Raw genomic sequence first — 12,926 nt, forward strand, 5'->3', positions numbered from 1 at the left:
TAGTGGAGCCAGAGGGGCCAGTGGGGCCAGTGGGGCCAGTCCAGCTAGTGGTCCACACCGTGGAGCTGGTCGAGGATGTGGTCGAGCACGTCGGCGAGGAGACCCAGTCCATCCTTCACGCCGTTGGGGGAGCCGGGGAGGTTGATCACCAGGGTGCGCCCGCGGGCGATCCCGGCGTGACCGCGCGAGATGACGGCCAGAGGGGTGGATGCGGCGCCGCGGCGGCGGAATTCCTCCATCAGCCCGGGGAGCAGCCGGTCGAGGTGCGGGAGGGTCTGCTCGGGGGTGAGGTCGTGGGGGCTGACGCCCGTGCCGCCCGTGGTGATCACAAGGTCGATGCCAGCGTCGAGGGCCTCGATCAGGGCAGCGCCGACCGGGGCGCCGTCGGGCACGACGCGGCGCTCGCCGAGCGTGAAGCCGCGCTCTCGCAGCCAGGCATCGAGGACGGGGCCGGTGCGGTCCGGGTAGACCCCGGCCGCGGCGCGGGTGGAGGCGACGATGACCTGCGCGCGGCGCGGTGCGCGCGGTGCGCGTGGTTCGGTGGGTTCGGTGGGTTCGGACGGAGTCGACGGAAGGTTCGCTGTGGCGGTCACGCGCTCCATCCTGCCCCACTGCGGCAGCCGCGTTCACGCCCCTCCCGGTGTCTATTCCGCAGATGCGGTAATAAGATGCTCAATATGTCTCAGATACGGATTAAGGAAGCCGCCGGATACCTCGGGGTCAGCGACGACACCCTGCGGCGCTGGATCGACAATGGGGCGCTCGCCGCGAGCACCGACGACGCCGGACGCATGGTCGTCGACGGATCCGACCTGGCCCATCTGGCCCGGGAGACCGCGCTGGCCCGAGAGGACGCGCTGTCGCCCGCGGATCCGTCCACGACGGCGAGCTCGGCCCGCAACCGTTTCGTCGGGCTGGTCACCCGCGTGGTGAGCGATCCGGTGATGAGCCAGGTCGAGCTGCAGTGCGGCCCCCACCGGGTGGTGTCCCTGATGAGCACCGAGGCCGTGCGTGACCTCGGCCTGGTGCCGGGGTCGGTGGCCGTGGCCGTGGTCAAGGCCACCACCGTGATCGTCGAAACCCCGAAGGGCCAGTCGTGACCCGATTGTGGAGCGTGCGCGTCGCGGTCGGGCTGGCGGCGGCATCCGTCGTGCTGGCCGGCTGCGCAGGAACGGCCGGGGCCTCGTCGGGGGCAACCGGGGCGTCTACGGAGCAGGGCAAGACGCTCACCGTGTTCGCCGCGGCATCCCTCACCGAGACCTTCACCGAGCTGGCCGACCGGTTCGAGGCCGTCCATCCCGGTGTAACGGTCGCGCTCAACTTCGGGGGATCGGCCGACCTCGTTACCCAGATCCGGGAGGGCGCCCCTGCCGATGTGTTCGCGGCGGCGGACGCCAGGACCATGGCCAAGCTCAGCGGCGACGGCCTCCTCGACGGCGTCCCGGTGGTCTTCGCCACCAACACCCTCATGATCGCCGTGCCCGCCGACAACCCGGCCGGCATCGATTCCTTCGCCGACCTCGCCGCGCCGAATGTGGACGTAGTGGTCTGCGCGCCGCAGGTGCCGTGCGGCACCGCGCTGCCGGCCCTCGAGGCGGCGGCCGGCGTCCGGCTCGCGCCGGTGAGCGAAGAGAACGCCGTCACCGGCGTGCTCGGCAAGGTCACATCGGGCGACGCGGATGCCGGGCTCGTCTATGTGACCGACGTCACCTCCGCCGGCGACGCGGTTCTCGGCATCCCGGTGCCGGAGGCAGATCAGGCCGTGAATGAATACCCGATCGCCGTCGTGGCGGGCAGTGAGCAGGCGCTGCTCGGGGCAGCCTTCACCCGGTTCGTGACCGGAGCGACCGGTCAGACCGTGCTTGGGGCGGCCGGTTTTGGCGCGCCGTGAGGTGGTGGTGAGTCGCTCCGACTCCCACACCGGCCCCCACGACGGCCGGGTCACCCTCGGCGTGCCCCGCTGGACCCTCCTCGTGGCTGCCCTCGGCGTCCTGTTCATCGTGCTGCCGATCGTGGGCATGACCCTGCGCGTTGACTGGTCCCGGTTCGGTGCGCTCGTGACCTCCGAAGCGGCGGTCGCGGCGCTGCTGCTCAGCCTGCGCACCGCCATGATGAGCACCGTGCTCTGCCTGCTGTTCGGCGTGCCGATGGCTCTCGGCCTGGCCCGCAGCCGGTTTCCCGGACAACGCCTCGTGCGCGCCGTCGTTCTGCTGCCGCTCGTGCTGCCGCCCGTTGTGGGCGGTATCGCCCTGCTGTCGACCTTCGGGCGCCGCGGCCTGCTCGGCGAGACTTTCGAGGTGCTCGGCATCCAGATCGCGTTCTCGACCACCGCCGTCGTGCTCGCGCAGACCTTCGTGGCGCTGCCGTTCCTGGTGCTGAGCGTGGAGGCGACCCTGCGGGCCTCCGGCGCGCGCTTCGAGGCGGTCGCCGCCACGCTCGGCGCCACCCCCGGCACGGTCTTCCGGCGGGTGACGCTACCGCTGGTGCTGCCCGGTCTGCTCTCCGGCGCGGTGCTCGCGTTCGCGCGCGCGCTCGGTGAGTTCGGGGCGACCCTCACGTTCGCCGGCAGCCTGCAGGGGGTCACCCGCACGCTGCCGCTCGAGATCTACCTACAGCGGGAAACGGATGCGGATGCGGCCGTCGCCCTGGCTCTCCTCCTCGTGGCCGTCGCCCTGATCGTGATGGTCGCCACCCACCGGCCGCGCGGACTCTCGTGACCTTCGAACTGGCCGCCGTGATGCGCCGGCGCGGACTGGAGGTCGCCTTCACCGTGTCGCCGGGCGAGACGGTGGCGCTGCTCGGCTCCAACGGGGCCGGCAAGTCCACCATCGTCGAGCTCTGCGCGGGTCTGCTGCGGCCCGATTCGGGTCGGGCCACCCTCGACGGGCAGGTCTTCTTCGATCTGGCGGCCGGCGGTGCAGACCGTGCCGGCGGTGCAGACCGTGCCGATGGTAGGCGGCCGGGCATCTTCACACCGCCGCACGCCCGACGCACGGTGCTGCTCGCCCAGGAGCCGCTGCTCTTCCCGCACCTGAACGTGCGCGACAATGTGGCGTTCGGGCCGCGCAGCGCGGGGGAATCCCGGGCTGCGTCACGACTTCTCGCCGACGAGTGGCTCGCCGCCGCCGAGGTGTCCGACTTCGCCGACCGGCGGCCCGGGATGCTGTCCGGCGGCCAGGCCCAGCGGGTCGCGGTGGCCCGGGCTCTCGCGGCCAGTCCGCGGCTGCTGCTGCTCGACGAGCCCATGACCGCGCTGGATGTGGCGGCGGTGCCCGCCCAGCGCCAGTTGCTGCACCGGGTACTGCTCGATCGGTCCGTCATCCTGGTCACCCACGACCCGCTCGACGCCCTCGCGCTGGCCGACCGGGTGATTGTGCTGCAGGGCGGGCGCATCATCGAGGAGGGGCCGACCCGTTCGGTGTTCGCGCACCCGCAGGCCGAGTTCACCCGGGCCCTGACGTTCGGGCTCGACCTGTCTGCCTCGCCGTGACACCCCTGTCAGAGTTCGGTGTGCATTGCCCGGGGGAGGGAATACGCTGGATGATATGACGTCTTCCGCTTCACCGTCCACCCGTGCGATGGCTCGCCCGCTGACGGACGAGGAAGTCGACCGCATCCGCAACGACTTCCCGATCCTCGATCAACTGGTCAATGGGCATCCGCTCAATTACCTCGACTCGGGCGCTACCTCGCAGAACCCGCTCAGCGTCATGGAGGCCGAGCAGGAGTTCTACGAGCAGCGCAATGCAGCCGTGCACCGCGGGGCCCACACGCTCGCGTTCGGAGCCACCGAGACGTTCGAGGCAGCCCGGGCGACCGTGGCCGCGTTCATCGGGGCGAAGGCCGACGAGATCGTCTGGACGTCGAACGCGACCGAGGGCATCAACCTCGTCGCCTACGCCTTTTCCAACGCGTCGCTCGGCCTCGGCGGCCCCGCGGCGACACGATTCTCACTCGGCGCCGGCGACGAGATCGTCGTCACCGAGATGGAGCACCACGCCAACCTGATTCCGTGGCAGCAGCTCGCGTTGCGTACTGGCGCGACCCTGCGGTTCATCCCGGTTCTAGATGACGGCACGCTCGACCTGGCCGCGGCGGCGGGAGTCATCGGAGCCCGCACCCGCCTGCTCGCGCTCACGCACGCCTCCAACGTGGTGGGCACGATCAACCCGGTCGCCGAGCTCGTAGCTCTGTCCCGCTCGGTGGGCGCGCTGGTGCTGCTGGACGCCTGCCAGTCGGTGCCGCATCTTCCTGTGGATGTCGCCGCCCTCGACGTGGACTTCGCCGTCTTCTCCGGGCACAAGATGCTCGGCCCGACCGGCATCGGTGTGCTCTACGGCAAGGCCGAGCTGCTCGCGGGCATGCCGCCGTTCCTCACCGGCGGATCCATGATCACCACCGTGGACATGCACACCGCCGAGTTCCTCGCCCCGCCGCAGCGGTTCGAGGCCGGTACCCAGCGCATCTCCCAGGCGATCGCCCTGGCCGCCGCGGTGGAGTACCTGACCGAGACCGGGATGGAACGCATCGCCGCGCGCGAGGCCGAACTGGGGCAGCGCCTCGTGGCTGGGCTCGTCGGCATCCCCGGGGTGCGTCTGCTCGGGCCGCCGGCCGGAGTCGACCGCATTGGTCTGGCCAGTTTCGACCTGGCCGGGGTGCACGCCCACGATGTCGGTCAGTACCTCGACGAGGCCGGTATCGCGGTGCGCGTCGGGCACCATTGCGCCCAGCCGCTGCACCGCCGGCTCGGCGTGACCGCGTCGACGCGGGCGAGCACCTACCTGTACACGACCACCGACGAGGTGGACCGGTTCCTGGCGACCCTGGCCGAGGTTGCCCCGTTCTTCGGAGTGAAGTCATGACCCAAAGTGCCATGCAGCAGCTCTACCAGCAGATCATCCTCGACCACGCCAAGTCCCGGAACGGTGCCTCGGCGGAGGGGCTGCCACCGCTCGAGGCAGCCGGGACTGCTGCCGGTGCTTCTCTTGGCGCTGCTTCTCCTGCCGGTGCGGGTTCCGGGTCGCGCGTGACGGAGTCGCACCAGGTGAACACGACCTGCGGGGACGAGGTAACCGTGCGCATCGGCCTGCGTGCCGGTGAATCCGGCGGCTCGCCCGCGTCGGCCGGCGAGCCTGCCGACGATGTCGTGATCGAGGAGTTCGCCTGGGCCGGCGACGGATGCTCGATTTCGATGGCCTCGGCATCCGTGCTGCACGACATCGTGCGGGGCGAGAACGTCGCCACCGCGCGGGCCGTGCTGAATACCTTCCGCGAGATGCTGCGCTCGCGCGGCACGATCGAGCCCGACGAGGAGGTGCTCGGTGACGCTGCCGCCTTCGCCGGCGTCTCCCGCTACCCGGCCCGCGTCAAGTGCGCGATGCTGCCGTGGGTGGCGTTCGAGGCGGCTCTGCTCGCGGGGTAGGGCTCGTGTAGGGCTTGTGTAGGGCTTGTGTAGGTCTGCGCAGGGATCGCGCAGGCTCGGAGGCTAGGGTGGTCGGAGGCCGCGCGACGCGGCTCCGGACGACGGTTCAGTACCCGGCACGCGACAAGACTGGCCACGGGAGCTGTTGTCATGTCGTGGATCATCCTTATTGTGTCCGGGGTTCTGGAAGCCGTTTGGGCCACGGCGCTCGGTAAGTCGGACGGGTTCACCCGACTGTGGCCATCCGTCGTGTTCGCGGTGGCACTCGTGCTCAGCATGGGCGGGCTGGCCTTTGCCATGCGGGACATCTCGACCGGGACCGCGTATGCCGTCTGGGTCGGGATCGGCGCGGCGCTCACCGTGCTCTACGCCATGGTCTTCGGCGCCGAGCCGGCCTCCCTGCTGAAGATTGTGCTCATCCTCGGCCTGGTGGGGTGCGTCGTCGGGTTGAAATTCGTCGACGCCGCGCACTGAGTCGGTCGCTGAGCGCGTCCGACGCTGCGAGCATCAGGGCATCAAAACGGTGGAACATCAGAACGGTGGCGGCTCGTCCGCTTCGGGTGGCCGAGACCTCGCGTCAGATGAAGGCCTCGGCGGCGGCCCCGGATGCGGCCCCGGCTTCGGTCGACGCTCCGGCGCACGGATGATCGTGGCCGGCTCACTGATGAACGTGCGCCCGGTCGGCGATGTCCACTTCAGCGTGCCGTCCGACAGGTGCATGTAGGTCCACCGGGTCTCTGACTTCAGCGCATGGTCGGCCGGACACAGATGCGCCAGGTTGTCGTGCTCCGTCAGCCCGTCGAACTGCCAGTCGAGGGTGTGGTCGATGTCGCACTGTGTCGCCGCCCGGCGGCAGCCCGGCCACCGGCAGGTTTCGTCTCGCACCCGGAGGTACCGTCGCAGTTCCTTCGGCACCTTGTAGCGGGTGCGCCCGACCGAGAGCATCACTCCCGTCTCCGGGTGGATCAGGACTCGGATGAAGCCGGGTGCCCGAGCCGCGATCTCGCGTGCGGTGTCGGGGTCGATCGGTCCGTATCCCTCGAGGTGCCCGGGTTCCTCGGAGTGGCCGAGGAGCGTCATCACCGGAACGGTCACGTGCACCGAGCCCCGGATTCCCTTGCCCACCCCGGAGGCGGTGACCCCGTCGAGGATGAAATCTTCGAAGACGTCCGCCCGCAGCTGCGTCAACGCGCGGGTCTCGTTCGGGCCCTGCAGGCTCATCCCCATCACGGTGAGGCGGTCGTACCCGGCCTTCACCTTCTCCGCCGAGTCGAACCAGTACAGCGACGCCATCCCGTCAGGCTCCGGCTCGAAGACCACCTTGCGGTCGGCCACCGATTTCTGGTGCCGGGCTGTGATCGACTCCGGGTGCTGCCGTTCCCGCATGACGCGTGCCTTGTACTTCAGGTTGGCCACGGTCAGGTGCGGAGCGGATTTCAACAGCGCCTCTTCGAACCCGGCCAGTGCCTCGGCGGGGAGTGACCAGGCCTGGTTCATGATCGCCTGCGCGTGCCGGTACGTGATCGACCCGTCCTGCAGCGCGGCCCGGGTGGCGGGCAGCTCATTCATCAGGGTCTGGCTTTCGGCGATCAGGGTCTCGGTCGAGCGCACCGGCAGCCGCAGGGTGCACGCCAGCTCGGTGACGAACTCCCGTTTGGCGACCATGGCGGCATCCCACCGGGCACGAGGCACCCCGGCCGTGACCCCGGATATGGCCGGAGGACCTTCCCGAGCCTTGTCTTTGGCTGCCTGGACCGCGTCCAGGGCCAGTACCTCGGCGAACCGGCGGGCCTGATCGACCTGCTCGGCCAGGCGGGCGTCGACCCGGGCGGACTCCGCCTGCGTCTCCCGGATCGCATCGAAGTGACGACCCAGGCGTTCTAGCTGCTCACGGTAGGAGGGCTTCATGAGTCACACGTTACGGGCGGCCACTGACATTCGTGGGGCCAGATCGGCACCCGTCAGTACCCTGTGGATAACCTGATCGCACCCGTATTGTGGAGGAGTAGAGCAATGCGCCCAGGGCCCGCTGCGGGCATCCGCTACTGGGCCGGCGGCACGCATCCGTTGTCACGTAAACGCGGAGATTTCTGGCAAAACACCGGTTGTGGTCGCCGGTTGCCCGGCGTGTCGCGAGAATCTCCGAGGTCAGCGAATTCGACCGCGACGGATGCCCCGGCGAACCTCTGGAGGTCGACGCACCGGGTCTCGACAAGCTCGACCACCGGGCCGACCACCGGGCCGACCACCGGGCCGACCACCGGGCCGACCACCGGGCCGACCACCGGGGCTGGCCACCGAAAACGGCTCTTCACTCGGGCGGGCCTTCGGCGTATGTTTGAGGTGGAAAAAGCGAAAAGTCAACGCCCGCCGGGGTGGTCAACCTACCCCTGCTGGGCGAGGAGTTCCGGCCACGATTCGCGCTCACCGCTTCACCGACAGTCGGCTCTCCGCCTCGGAAGCACGCCCTGATCGACATCCAGTGCGGCGCGGGATGCCCGATACGCGGCGGCTTCAACGTCTACCCCTCCACACGCGCCACGAATCACCTGCACCACCAAGGAGGCGTTTCACAATGATGAAAGAACTGCACACCGTGTTACCGGCGGCGGAACTCAAACGAGCCCAGTCGTTCTACCACGACGCGCTTGTCCTCGACCCCGACGAAACCAACGAGGGAGTCCTCGTGTATCACGTCGGGTCGGGATCGGTCTTCGAGATCTACGAGACCAGTAACGCCGGCACGGCCCAGAACGCCCAGATGGGCTGGATCACGGATGACCTCGACACCGAGATGAGCACGCTCCGCGAACGCGGAGTCGTCTTCGAGGAATTCGACATCCCCGGCATGAAGACGGTGAACGGGGTCGTCACGGCCGAAGACATAAAATCGGCCTGGTTCCGCGACACCGAAGGCAACTTCATCTGCATCTCGCAGACGATCTAGCCACCCCAGTCACCCCACTCACCGATCCCGGGCGGCGCGGAGGCGCCGCCCGGTCCCTCGCTTGGCCGTCATGCTCGGCGCGTGCTCGGCGCGTGCTCAGTGCGTGCCCGGCGCATGCTCGGCGCGTGCCCGGTGCGTGCTCGGCGCGTGCCCGGTGCGTGCCCGGCGCGTGCCCGGTGCGTGCTCGGCGCGTGCTTAGTGCGCGCCCAGCCGGTGTGCCAACTCGCGAAGAACCACGGCCAGGCGGTCGCCGAAACCCTGCGGGACCTGCTGCGGCAGGGCATCCGTCGGCCACCAGGCGACGTCTTCGCTCTCGTGGCTCGTCACGGGCATCGCATCGGCCCGTGCGACAGCCGCGAAACCGATGTCCCAGTGCGTGGTGCAGCGCCCGAACCGCGAACTGAGCGCGTGCCGGTGCACGTCGACCGGCAACGGGTCGCCGGTCCCGGCGACGAGTCGGCCGTCGAGAGGACTGAGTTCGGCGATGCCGCCCTCTTCGCGGGCCTCGCGCAGGGCGGCCGCGGCCACGGAGAGGTCGGATGCCTCGATGTGCCCGCCGAGTTGCACCCAGAACCGGCCCTTTTTGTGGAAGCAGAGGAGCACGCGACTCAGGTCCGGAGTGAAGACGAAGCAACTCGCGGTCAGATGCTCGGCGCCGCTGTCGCGGTCGAGCGCAGAACCGCGGCCCGCCCGCACGAAGTCGATATATTCGCTTCGCAACCGGGCCTGGGCCGGGTCGACCGGCATCCAGCCGGCCAGGAGCGTCTCAACGTCGAGTGCTGCGGGGAGGTGGTCTGCGCCGGAATGCAGATCGATGCCCTGGGTCATATCCGAAGGCTATCCGCCGGGCGACACCCAGCGGTGCAGCCACTCGGTCGTCAAGCCGGCAGGGTGAGCCGTCCGCTCAGGCCGAGTGGGCGCCCAGCTCGGCGCGGAGCGGCCAGTCCTGGCCATCGAGGATGATCTGCGCCGAGCGACCGGTGGCGGCATTGACGACGATCGGCGCCATCAGGTTCACGGTCGTTCCGTCCTCGCCGGGGTTCGTCACCACGAGCAGCAGCGCGTCATCCGGCCCGGTCAGGTCGAGCGATGCCGCGTGCTCGTCGCTGATCACGGGGGAGTAGTCGGGCAAGTAGACGGATGCGTCGAGCACGAACAGACGGGTTCGCTGGTCCTCTGCGGACTGCAGCGAGAACAGGCCGTCGGCGCCGGGAATCTCGGTCAGGCTGAACTCGGTCAGCGGGTCCAGCCCGGGCGGCGGGGACACGAAGCTCAGGGCGGCGGTCACGGTGCCGGCGGTCGAAACGGCGCTCATCGGAGGAAGTCCATCAGCGTCGGCTGGAGCACCCGGGCGGTGACCGACAGGGCCGCCTGGTAGGTGACCTCCTGCAGTTTCAGGTCGAGGATGGCCTGGCCGAGGTCGACATCCTCGATTCCGGCCCGCTGGGCCTCGAGATTTCCCTTGTGCTGCACGAGTGCTTCCCCGGCTTTCTGGATCTGGGCCTGACGCACACCGACATCGGTCTGCGCCGTGAGCACGGTCTTCATTGCCAAGTCTATGGCTGTGAGGTGGGCACCCACGTTCGTGCCGGTGCGCAAGTCGTCGGCGATGGTGCCGATCAGAGCAAAAATCGAATTCGAAGCCGTGCCGAAGATGGCGGCGCCGTCGGCGTCGACCCTCACGGTGGTGTCCGCGCCGATGCGGCGGTCGACGCTCGCGGTCGCGGTGCCCGTGAAGGTGAAGTCGGGGTCGTCCCGGAAGGCGAGCCCGGCATCCGAATTTCCGGCGAAGACGCTGCGGCCCAGGTAGTCGGCGTTCGCCTGCGCGAGCAGGTTCTGGGTGAGGCCGTCGAGGCGGGCCGCGATGGCCTCCTTCGCGGCGGGGGAGAGAGCGCCGTCGTTGGCACCCTGCACGGTCAGGTCGCGCACCTGGTTCAGCAGGTTCGTGGCCTCGGCCAGTGCCATGCTGGCGGTGGTGAGCCAGCCGTCGCCGTTGTCGGCGTTGCGGGCGTACTGCGTGACCGCGCGCTGCTCGGTGCGCACGGTGAGGGAATCGGCTGCCCGAGCGGGGTCGTCGGAGGGGCGGGCGATGGCCTTGAGCGTGGTGGCCTGCTCCTGCAACTGCGCCATCCGGGCGAGGTTGGCCTGCAGATTGGTCTGCGCGGAGCGCATCTGGGTCTGGGAGGTGACGCGGGCGATCATGGGTTACCTTCCCACCAATCCGGTGCGATTGATCAGGGTGTCGAGCATTTCGTCCACGGCGGTCAGCACCCGGGCGGCGCCCTGGTACGCGTGCTGGAACATAAGCAGGTTGACGTTTTCCTCGTCGAGATCGACGGAGGAGTTCGACAGCTGAGCGCCCACCGCGGCGGTCGAGGTGAGGTCGGCGAGGGATGCCTGGCGCAGCGCGTTCTTCGTGGTCACGGCCAGCGAGGTGACAATGTTCGACCAGTCGGTGCTGGGGGACCGCACCGGGTTTCCCGCGGCGTCCACGACCGTGCCGGCGCCGAGCTGGGCGATCCTGTCGGCGATGGAGCCGTCGAGGGCGCCGTTCGCGGTGAGCCCGGTTGAGAGCTCGGCGGCGTTCGTCGGCAGGACGGACAGGCCGAGCGCGGCCGGTCCCGTGCCCGCCGAGCCGAAGAAGGGGCCGGGGCGGGTCGAGTTGTCGCCGGTGGAATAGATCGCGTTGACCTTCGCGGCCAGGCCCGTGGCGAAGGAGTTGTACGCCGCGGCGGCTTCGGCGAGGGCGCCGCCGGTGCCGGCGGCATCCGTTTTCGTGAGCAGGGAGAGCGCGCCGGCGAGCTCGCCGCCGTCGACGGGGATCGCGCCGGTGCGGTCGGCCCACTCCACGCGCACGGGCCCGGCGGTGCCGACCGGGTCGGTGAGGCCGTTCGGACCGTCGAGGGTGCGGGCACCGAGCGCAACGAGTGGGCGGGCGGTGTCGCCGGTGACCAGCGCATTGCCGCCCACGAGCACGTCGACGGTGCCGTCGGGGCGGTTGACGACGGTGCCGCCGGTGAGGGCGGCCAGGGTCGTGGTGAGACCGCTGCGCTGGTCGATCAGCTCGTTGGCGTTTCCGCCGCCAGCAATCGACTGACGGATGCGCGCGTTCAGCTCGGCCACCTGGGCGGCCGCGCCGTTGATCTCGGCGACCATGGTGTCCACGCTTCCGCGTTCCGACGACCACTTCGCGGCGACCGCCTGGTACCCCTGCCTGATCTGGGTGGTGACGGCGCCGGCCTGGCCCAGCAGCACCCCGGCGGGCGCGGTCTCACCGGCGGCGTTGGCCACGTCGTGCCAGCCCGCCCAGAACTCCTGCAGCTGGGCGGAGAGCCCGTTCTCGCCGGGCTCCTTCAGTGAGGCCTCGACGGCGCTCAGCGCGTTCGCCCGCACCGCGGAGTAGCCGGCGACCGCGGCGGTGCCGCGCACCTGGGCGTCCAGCGACGCGCTGCCGAGGCGGGCGATTCCGTCGACGCTGACACCCTGGCCGGGGCGCACCCCGGAATTCATCAGGCCCGCACGGGTCGACGCGTCTACCGCGGAGGTCGTCACCCGCTGCCGGGTGTACCCCTCCGTGTTCGCGTTGGCGATGTTCTGGCCCACGACGTCGAGACCCTGCCGGGCGGCGACCAGGCCGGTGTAGGCGGTGTTGAGTCCACCGAAGGTGCTCATCGCGGCACCCTCACAGAATCTGGTCGAAAAGTCGGGAGCCGGTGGGGCGCGCACCGGCGGCCCCGGTGGCGTCATACGTCTGAGTGTTCGCGCGCACGTCGGCCAGGGTCTCCTGGCTGGAGCGGACGGCGGAGCGCAGCAGCTGCTCGTTGGCGTCGCGCAGTTCCTTGATCTGGGTGGTCAGTTCACCCATCGCCTTGAGGTGCGCGGCCATGATCTCGGACCACGGGCCGGCGGGGGCGTGAGCCACGAGCTCGCGCAGGGTGGCGTCTTCGGCCGTTCCCCAATCGAGGGCGACGGCGGCAACCTCGACCGAGCGGGCGAGGCCGGCATCCCGAACGTGGCCGAGCACCTGCTCCACCTCACGGGTGCCCTGCTGCAGCCAGCGGGTCTTGCCGTTGGTCAGCAGCAGCTGTTCCTCGTCGAGTTTGAAGACGAGCAGTTCGAGGAGCTCCCGCTCGCGCCACAGCAACGCTGATAGTTCATTGGCGCCCACGTCTCCTCCAACTGCCTGTCGTCTGGTGCGGCCGGTCCGCGCAAAATCGCGCAGGTCAACGGCTTGTTACTACGACTATCGGCAGGTGACGGCCCCCGGTTAGCCACGGTGTGGATTCAGACTGCCAGCCGAGACTGAAGGTGTCCACTAAAGGGAGGACACGATTCCGGCAGACACCGGATGCCTGGCCCCCGTTGCGGGGTGATCCGCCCCGATGTGGGGGTGCCTGGCCCCGTTGTGGGGGCACCGTTGCGCATTCGGCCACCGACCGCGCCTTTACGTTTTAATCATGGCCGCGAAGTTCTGTGGCCTGGGCCCCGAACCCCTGCGTCACATCCCCGCTTTCTCGCAACGTCCCCGTGCCTACCCGGCCACTCGTTCGACCAGGC

The 12,926-nt window shown here is 69.7% G+C and carries 15 protein-coding genes and 1 riboswitch; of the genes, 8 read left to right on the forward strand and 7 right to left on the reverse strand.

All coding sequences use genetic code 11. The annotated features are described in order from the left end of the window. Window positions 1-44: 44 nt before the first annotated feature. The gene (locus E3O54_RS09750) at window positions 45-602 is read right to left on the reverse strand and encodes a molybdenum cofactor biosynthesis protein B (protein WP_134342042.1); all 558 of its coding nucleotides are present in this window, start codon (window positions 600-602) and stop codon (window positions 45-47) included. Window positions 603-677: 75 nt separating this feature from the next. Here E3O54_RS09750 and E3O54_RS09755 point away from each other — a divergent pair, with 75 nt between their 5' ends. The 7 genes from E3O54_RS09755 to E3O54_RS09785 all read left to right on the forward strand — a co-directional run bounded on the left by E3O54_RS09755 (window position 678) and on the right by E3O54_RS09785 (window position 5,896). Beyond that, window positions 678-1,100 carry a molybdopterin-binding protein gene (locus E3O54_RS09755; RefSeq protein WP_104171331.1) on the forward strand — a complete coding sequence of 141 codons (423 nt, stop codon included), beginning with the start codon at window positions 678-680 and terminating at the stop codon, window positions 1,098-1,100. Further along, on the forward strand, window positions 1,097-1,891 hold the full coding sequence (gene modA / locus E3O54_RS09760) for a molybdate ABC transporter substrate-binding protein (RefSeq protein WP_198411467.1): 795 nt from the start codon (window positions 1,097-1,099) through the stop codon (window positions 1,889-1,891). The genes E3O54_RS09755 and modA overlap by 4 nt, the downstream gene beginning before the upstream one ends. A gap of 7 nt (window positions 1,892-1,898) precedes the next feature. Further along, the gene (locus E3O54_RS09765; RefSeq protein WP_241972988.1) at window positions 1,899-2,717 is read left to right on the forward strand and encodes an ABC transporter permease; all 819 of its coding nucleotides are present in this window, start codon (window positions 1,899-1,901) and stop codon (window positions 2,715-2,717) included. Next, on the forward strand, window positions 2,714-3,490 hold the full coding sequence (locus tag E3O54_RS09770; protein ID WP_134342041.1) for a sulfate/molybdate ABC transporter ATP-binding protein: 777 nt from the start codon (window positions 2,714-2,716) through the stop codon (window positions 3,488-3,490). Before E3O54_RS09765 ends, E3O54_RS09770 begins: the two co-directional genes overlap by 4 nt. Window positions 3,491-3,545: 55 nt before the next feature. Then, the gene (locus tag E3O54_RS09775) at window positions 3,546-4,862 is read left to right on the forward strand and encodes a cysteine desulfurase (RefSeq protein WP_134401492.1); all 1,317 of its coding nucleotides are present in this window, start codon (window positions 3,546-3,548) and stop codon (window positions 4,860-4,862) included. Further along, window positions 4,859-5,422, forward strand: coding sequence for a Fe-S cluster assembly sulfur transfer protein SufU (gene sufU / locus E3O54_RS09780; RefSeq protein WP_134401493.1), 564 nt, complete (start codon window positions 4,859-4,861; stop codon window positions 5,420-5,422). The genes E3O54_RS09775 and sufU overlap by 4 nt, the downstream gene beginning before the upstream one ends. A gap of 74 nt (window positions 5,423-5,496) precedes the next feature. Continuing rightward, a riboswitch (guanidine-III (ykkC-III) riboswitch) is annotated at window positions 5,497-5,560 on the forward strand. Window positions 5,561-5,572: 12 nt separating this feature from the next. Next, window positions 5,573-5,896 carry a multidrug efflux SMR transporter gene (locus tag E3O54_RS09785; RefSeq protein ID WP_104099376.1) on the forward strand — a complete coding sequence of 108 codons (324 nt, stop codon included), beginning with the start codon at window positions 5,573-5,575 and terminating at the stop codon, window positions 5,894-5,896. Between the two features lie 57 nt (window positions 5,897-5,953). On the opposite strand, the gene E3O54_RS09790 is transcribed toward E3O54_RS09785, so the two are convergent. Then, entirely contained in the window at window positions 5,954-7,330 is a 1,377-nt protein-coding gene (locus E3O54_RS09790) for an HNH endonuclease signature motif containing protein (protein WP_134401494.1), read from the reverse strand. Between the two features lie 667 nt (window positions 7,331-7,997). Here E3O54_RS09790 and E3O54_RS09795 point away from each other — a divergent pair. After that, window positions 7,998-8,369, forward strand: coding sequence for a VOC family protein (locus tag E3O54_RS09795; protein ID WP_134401495.1), 372 nt, complete (start codon window positions 7,998-8,000; stop codon window positions 8,367-8,369). 195 nt (window positions 8,370-8,564) lie between these two features. Here the strand turns inward: E3O54_RS09795 and E3O54_RS09800 are convergent, their stop codons facing one another. The 5 genes from E3O54_RS09800 to E3O54_RS09820 form a co-directional block, all read right to left on the reverse strand. After that, window positions 8,565-9,197, reverse strand: coding sequence for an NUDIX domain-containing protein (locus E3O54_RS09800; protein WP_241976843.1), 633 nt, complete (start codon window positions 9,195-9,197; stop codon window positions 8,565-8,567). A gap of 76 nt (window positions 9,198-9,273) precedes the next feature. Further along, on the reverse strand, window positions 9,274-9,684 hold the full coding sequence (locus E3O54_RS09805) for a flagellar assembly protein FliW (RefSeq protein ID WP_134342035.1): 411 nt from the start codon (window positions 9,682-9,684) through the stop codon (window positions 9,274-9,276). Beyond that, window positions 9,681-10,571: a flagellar hook-associated protein FlgL gene (gene flgL, locus E3O54_RS09810; RefSeq protein ID WP_134401496.1), complete on the reverse strand. Its 891-nt coding sequence runs from the start codon at window positions 10,569-10,571 to the stop codon at window positions 9,681-9,683. The genes E3O54_RS09805 and flgL overlap by 4 nt, the downstream gene beginning before the upstream one ends. Before the next feature lie 3 nt (window positions 10,572-10,574). Further along, window positions 10,575-12,041: a flagellar hook-associated protein FlgK gene (gene flgK / locus E3O54_RS09815; RefSeq protein ID WP_134401497.1), complete on the reverse strand. Its 1,467-nt coding sequence runs from the start codon at window positions 12,039-12,041 to the stop codon at window positions 10,575-10,577. A gap of 10 nt (window positions 12,042-12,051) precedes the next feature. Then, complete coding sequence (locus tag E3O54_RS09820; protein ID WP_104099369.1) at window positions 12,052-12,537, reverse strand: flagellar protein FlgN; 486 nt, start codon at window positions 12,535-12,537, stop codon at window positions 12,052-12,054. Window positions 12,538-12,926 lie beyond the last annotated feature (389 nt).

It is taken from the genome of Cryobacterium sp. TMT2-4 (assembly GCF_004402575.1).
In the GTDB taxonomy this organism is placed as follows: Bacteria; Actinomycetota; Actinomycetes; order Actinomycetales; family Microbacteriaceae; genus Cryobacterium; species Cryobacterium sandaracinum.

What these genes read in the sequence shown, in the direction of transcription:
- E3O54_RS09750 (WP_134342042.1), bottom strand. Translation starts at nt 602, where the DNA reads ATGGAGCGCGTGACCGCCACAGCGAACCTTCCGTCGACTCCGTCCGAA.
- E3O54_RS09755 (WP_104171331.1), top strand. Translation starts at nt 678, where the DNA reads ATGTCTCAGATACGGATTAAGGAAGCCGCCGGATACCTCGGGGTCAGC.
- E3O54_RS09775 (WP_134401492.1), top strand. Translation starts at nt 3,546, where the DNA reads ATGACGTCTTCCGCTTCACCGTCCACCCGTGCGATGGCTCGCCCGCTG.
- sufU (WP_134401493.1), top strand. Translation starts at nt 4,859, where the DNA reads ATGACCCAAAGTGCCATGCAGCAGCTCTACCAGCAGATCATCCTCGAC.
- E3O54_RS09785 (WP_104099376.1), top strand. Translation starts at nt 5,573, where the DNA reads ATGTCGTGGATCATCCTTATTGTGTCCGGGGTTCTGGAAGCCGTTTGG.
- E3O54_RS09790 (WP_134401494.1), bottom strand. Translation starts at nt 7,330, where the DNA reads ATGAAGCCCTCCTACCGTGAGCAGCTAGAACGCCTGGGTCGTCACTTC.
- E3O54_RS09795 (WP_134401495.1), top strand. Translation starts at nt 7,998, where the DNA reads ATGATGAAAGAACTGCACACCGTGTTACCGGCGGCGGAACTCAAACGA.
- E3O54_RS09800 (WP_241976843.1), bottom strand. Translation starts at nt 9,197, where the DNA reads ATGACCCAGGGCATCGATCTGCATTCCGGCGCAGACCACCTCCCCGCA.
- E3O54_RS09805 (WP_134342035.1), bottom strand. Translation starts at nt 9,684, where the DNA reads ATGAGCGCCGTTTCGACCGCCGGCACCGTGACCGCCGCCCTGAGCTTC.
- flgL (WP_134401496.1), bottom strand. Translation starts at nt 10,571, where the DNA reads ATGATCGCCCGCGTCACCTCCCAGACCCAGATGCGCTCCGCGCAGACC.
- flgK (WP_134401497.1), bottom strand. Translation starts at nt 12,041, where the DNA reads ATGAGCACCTTCGGTGGACTCAACACCGCCTACACCGGCCTGGTCGCC.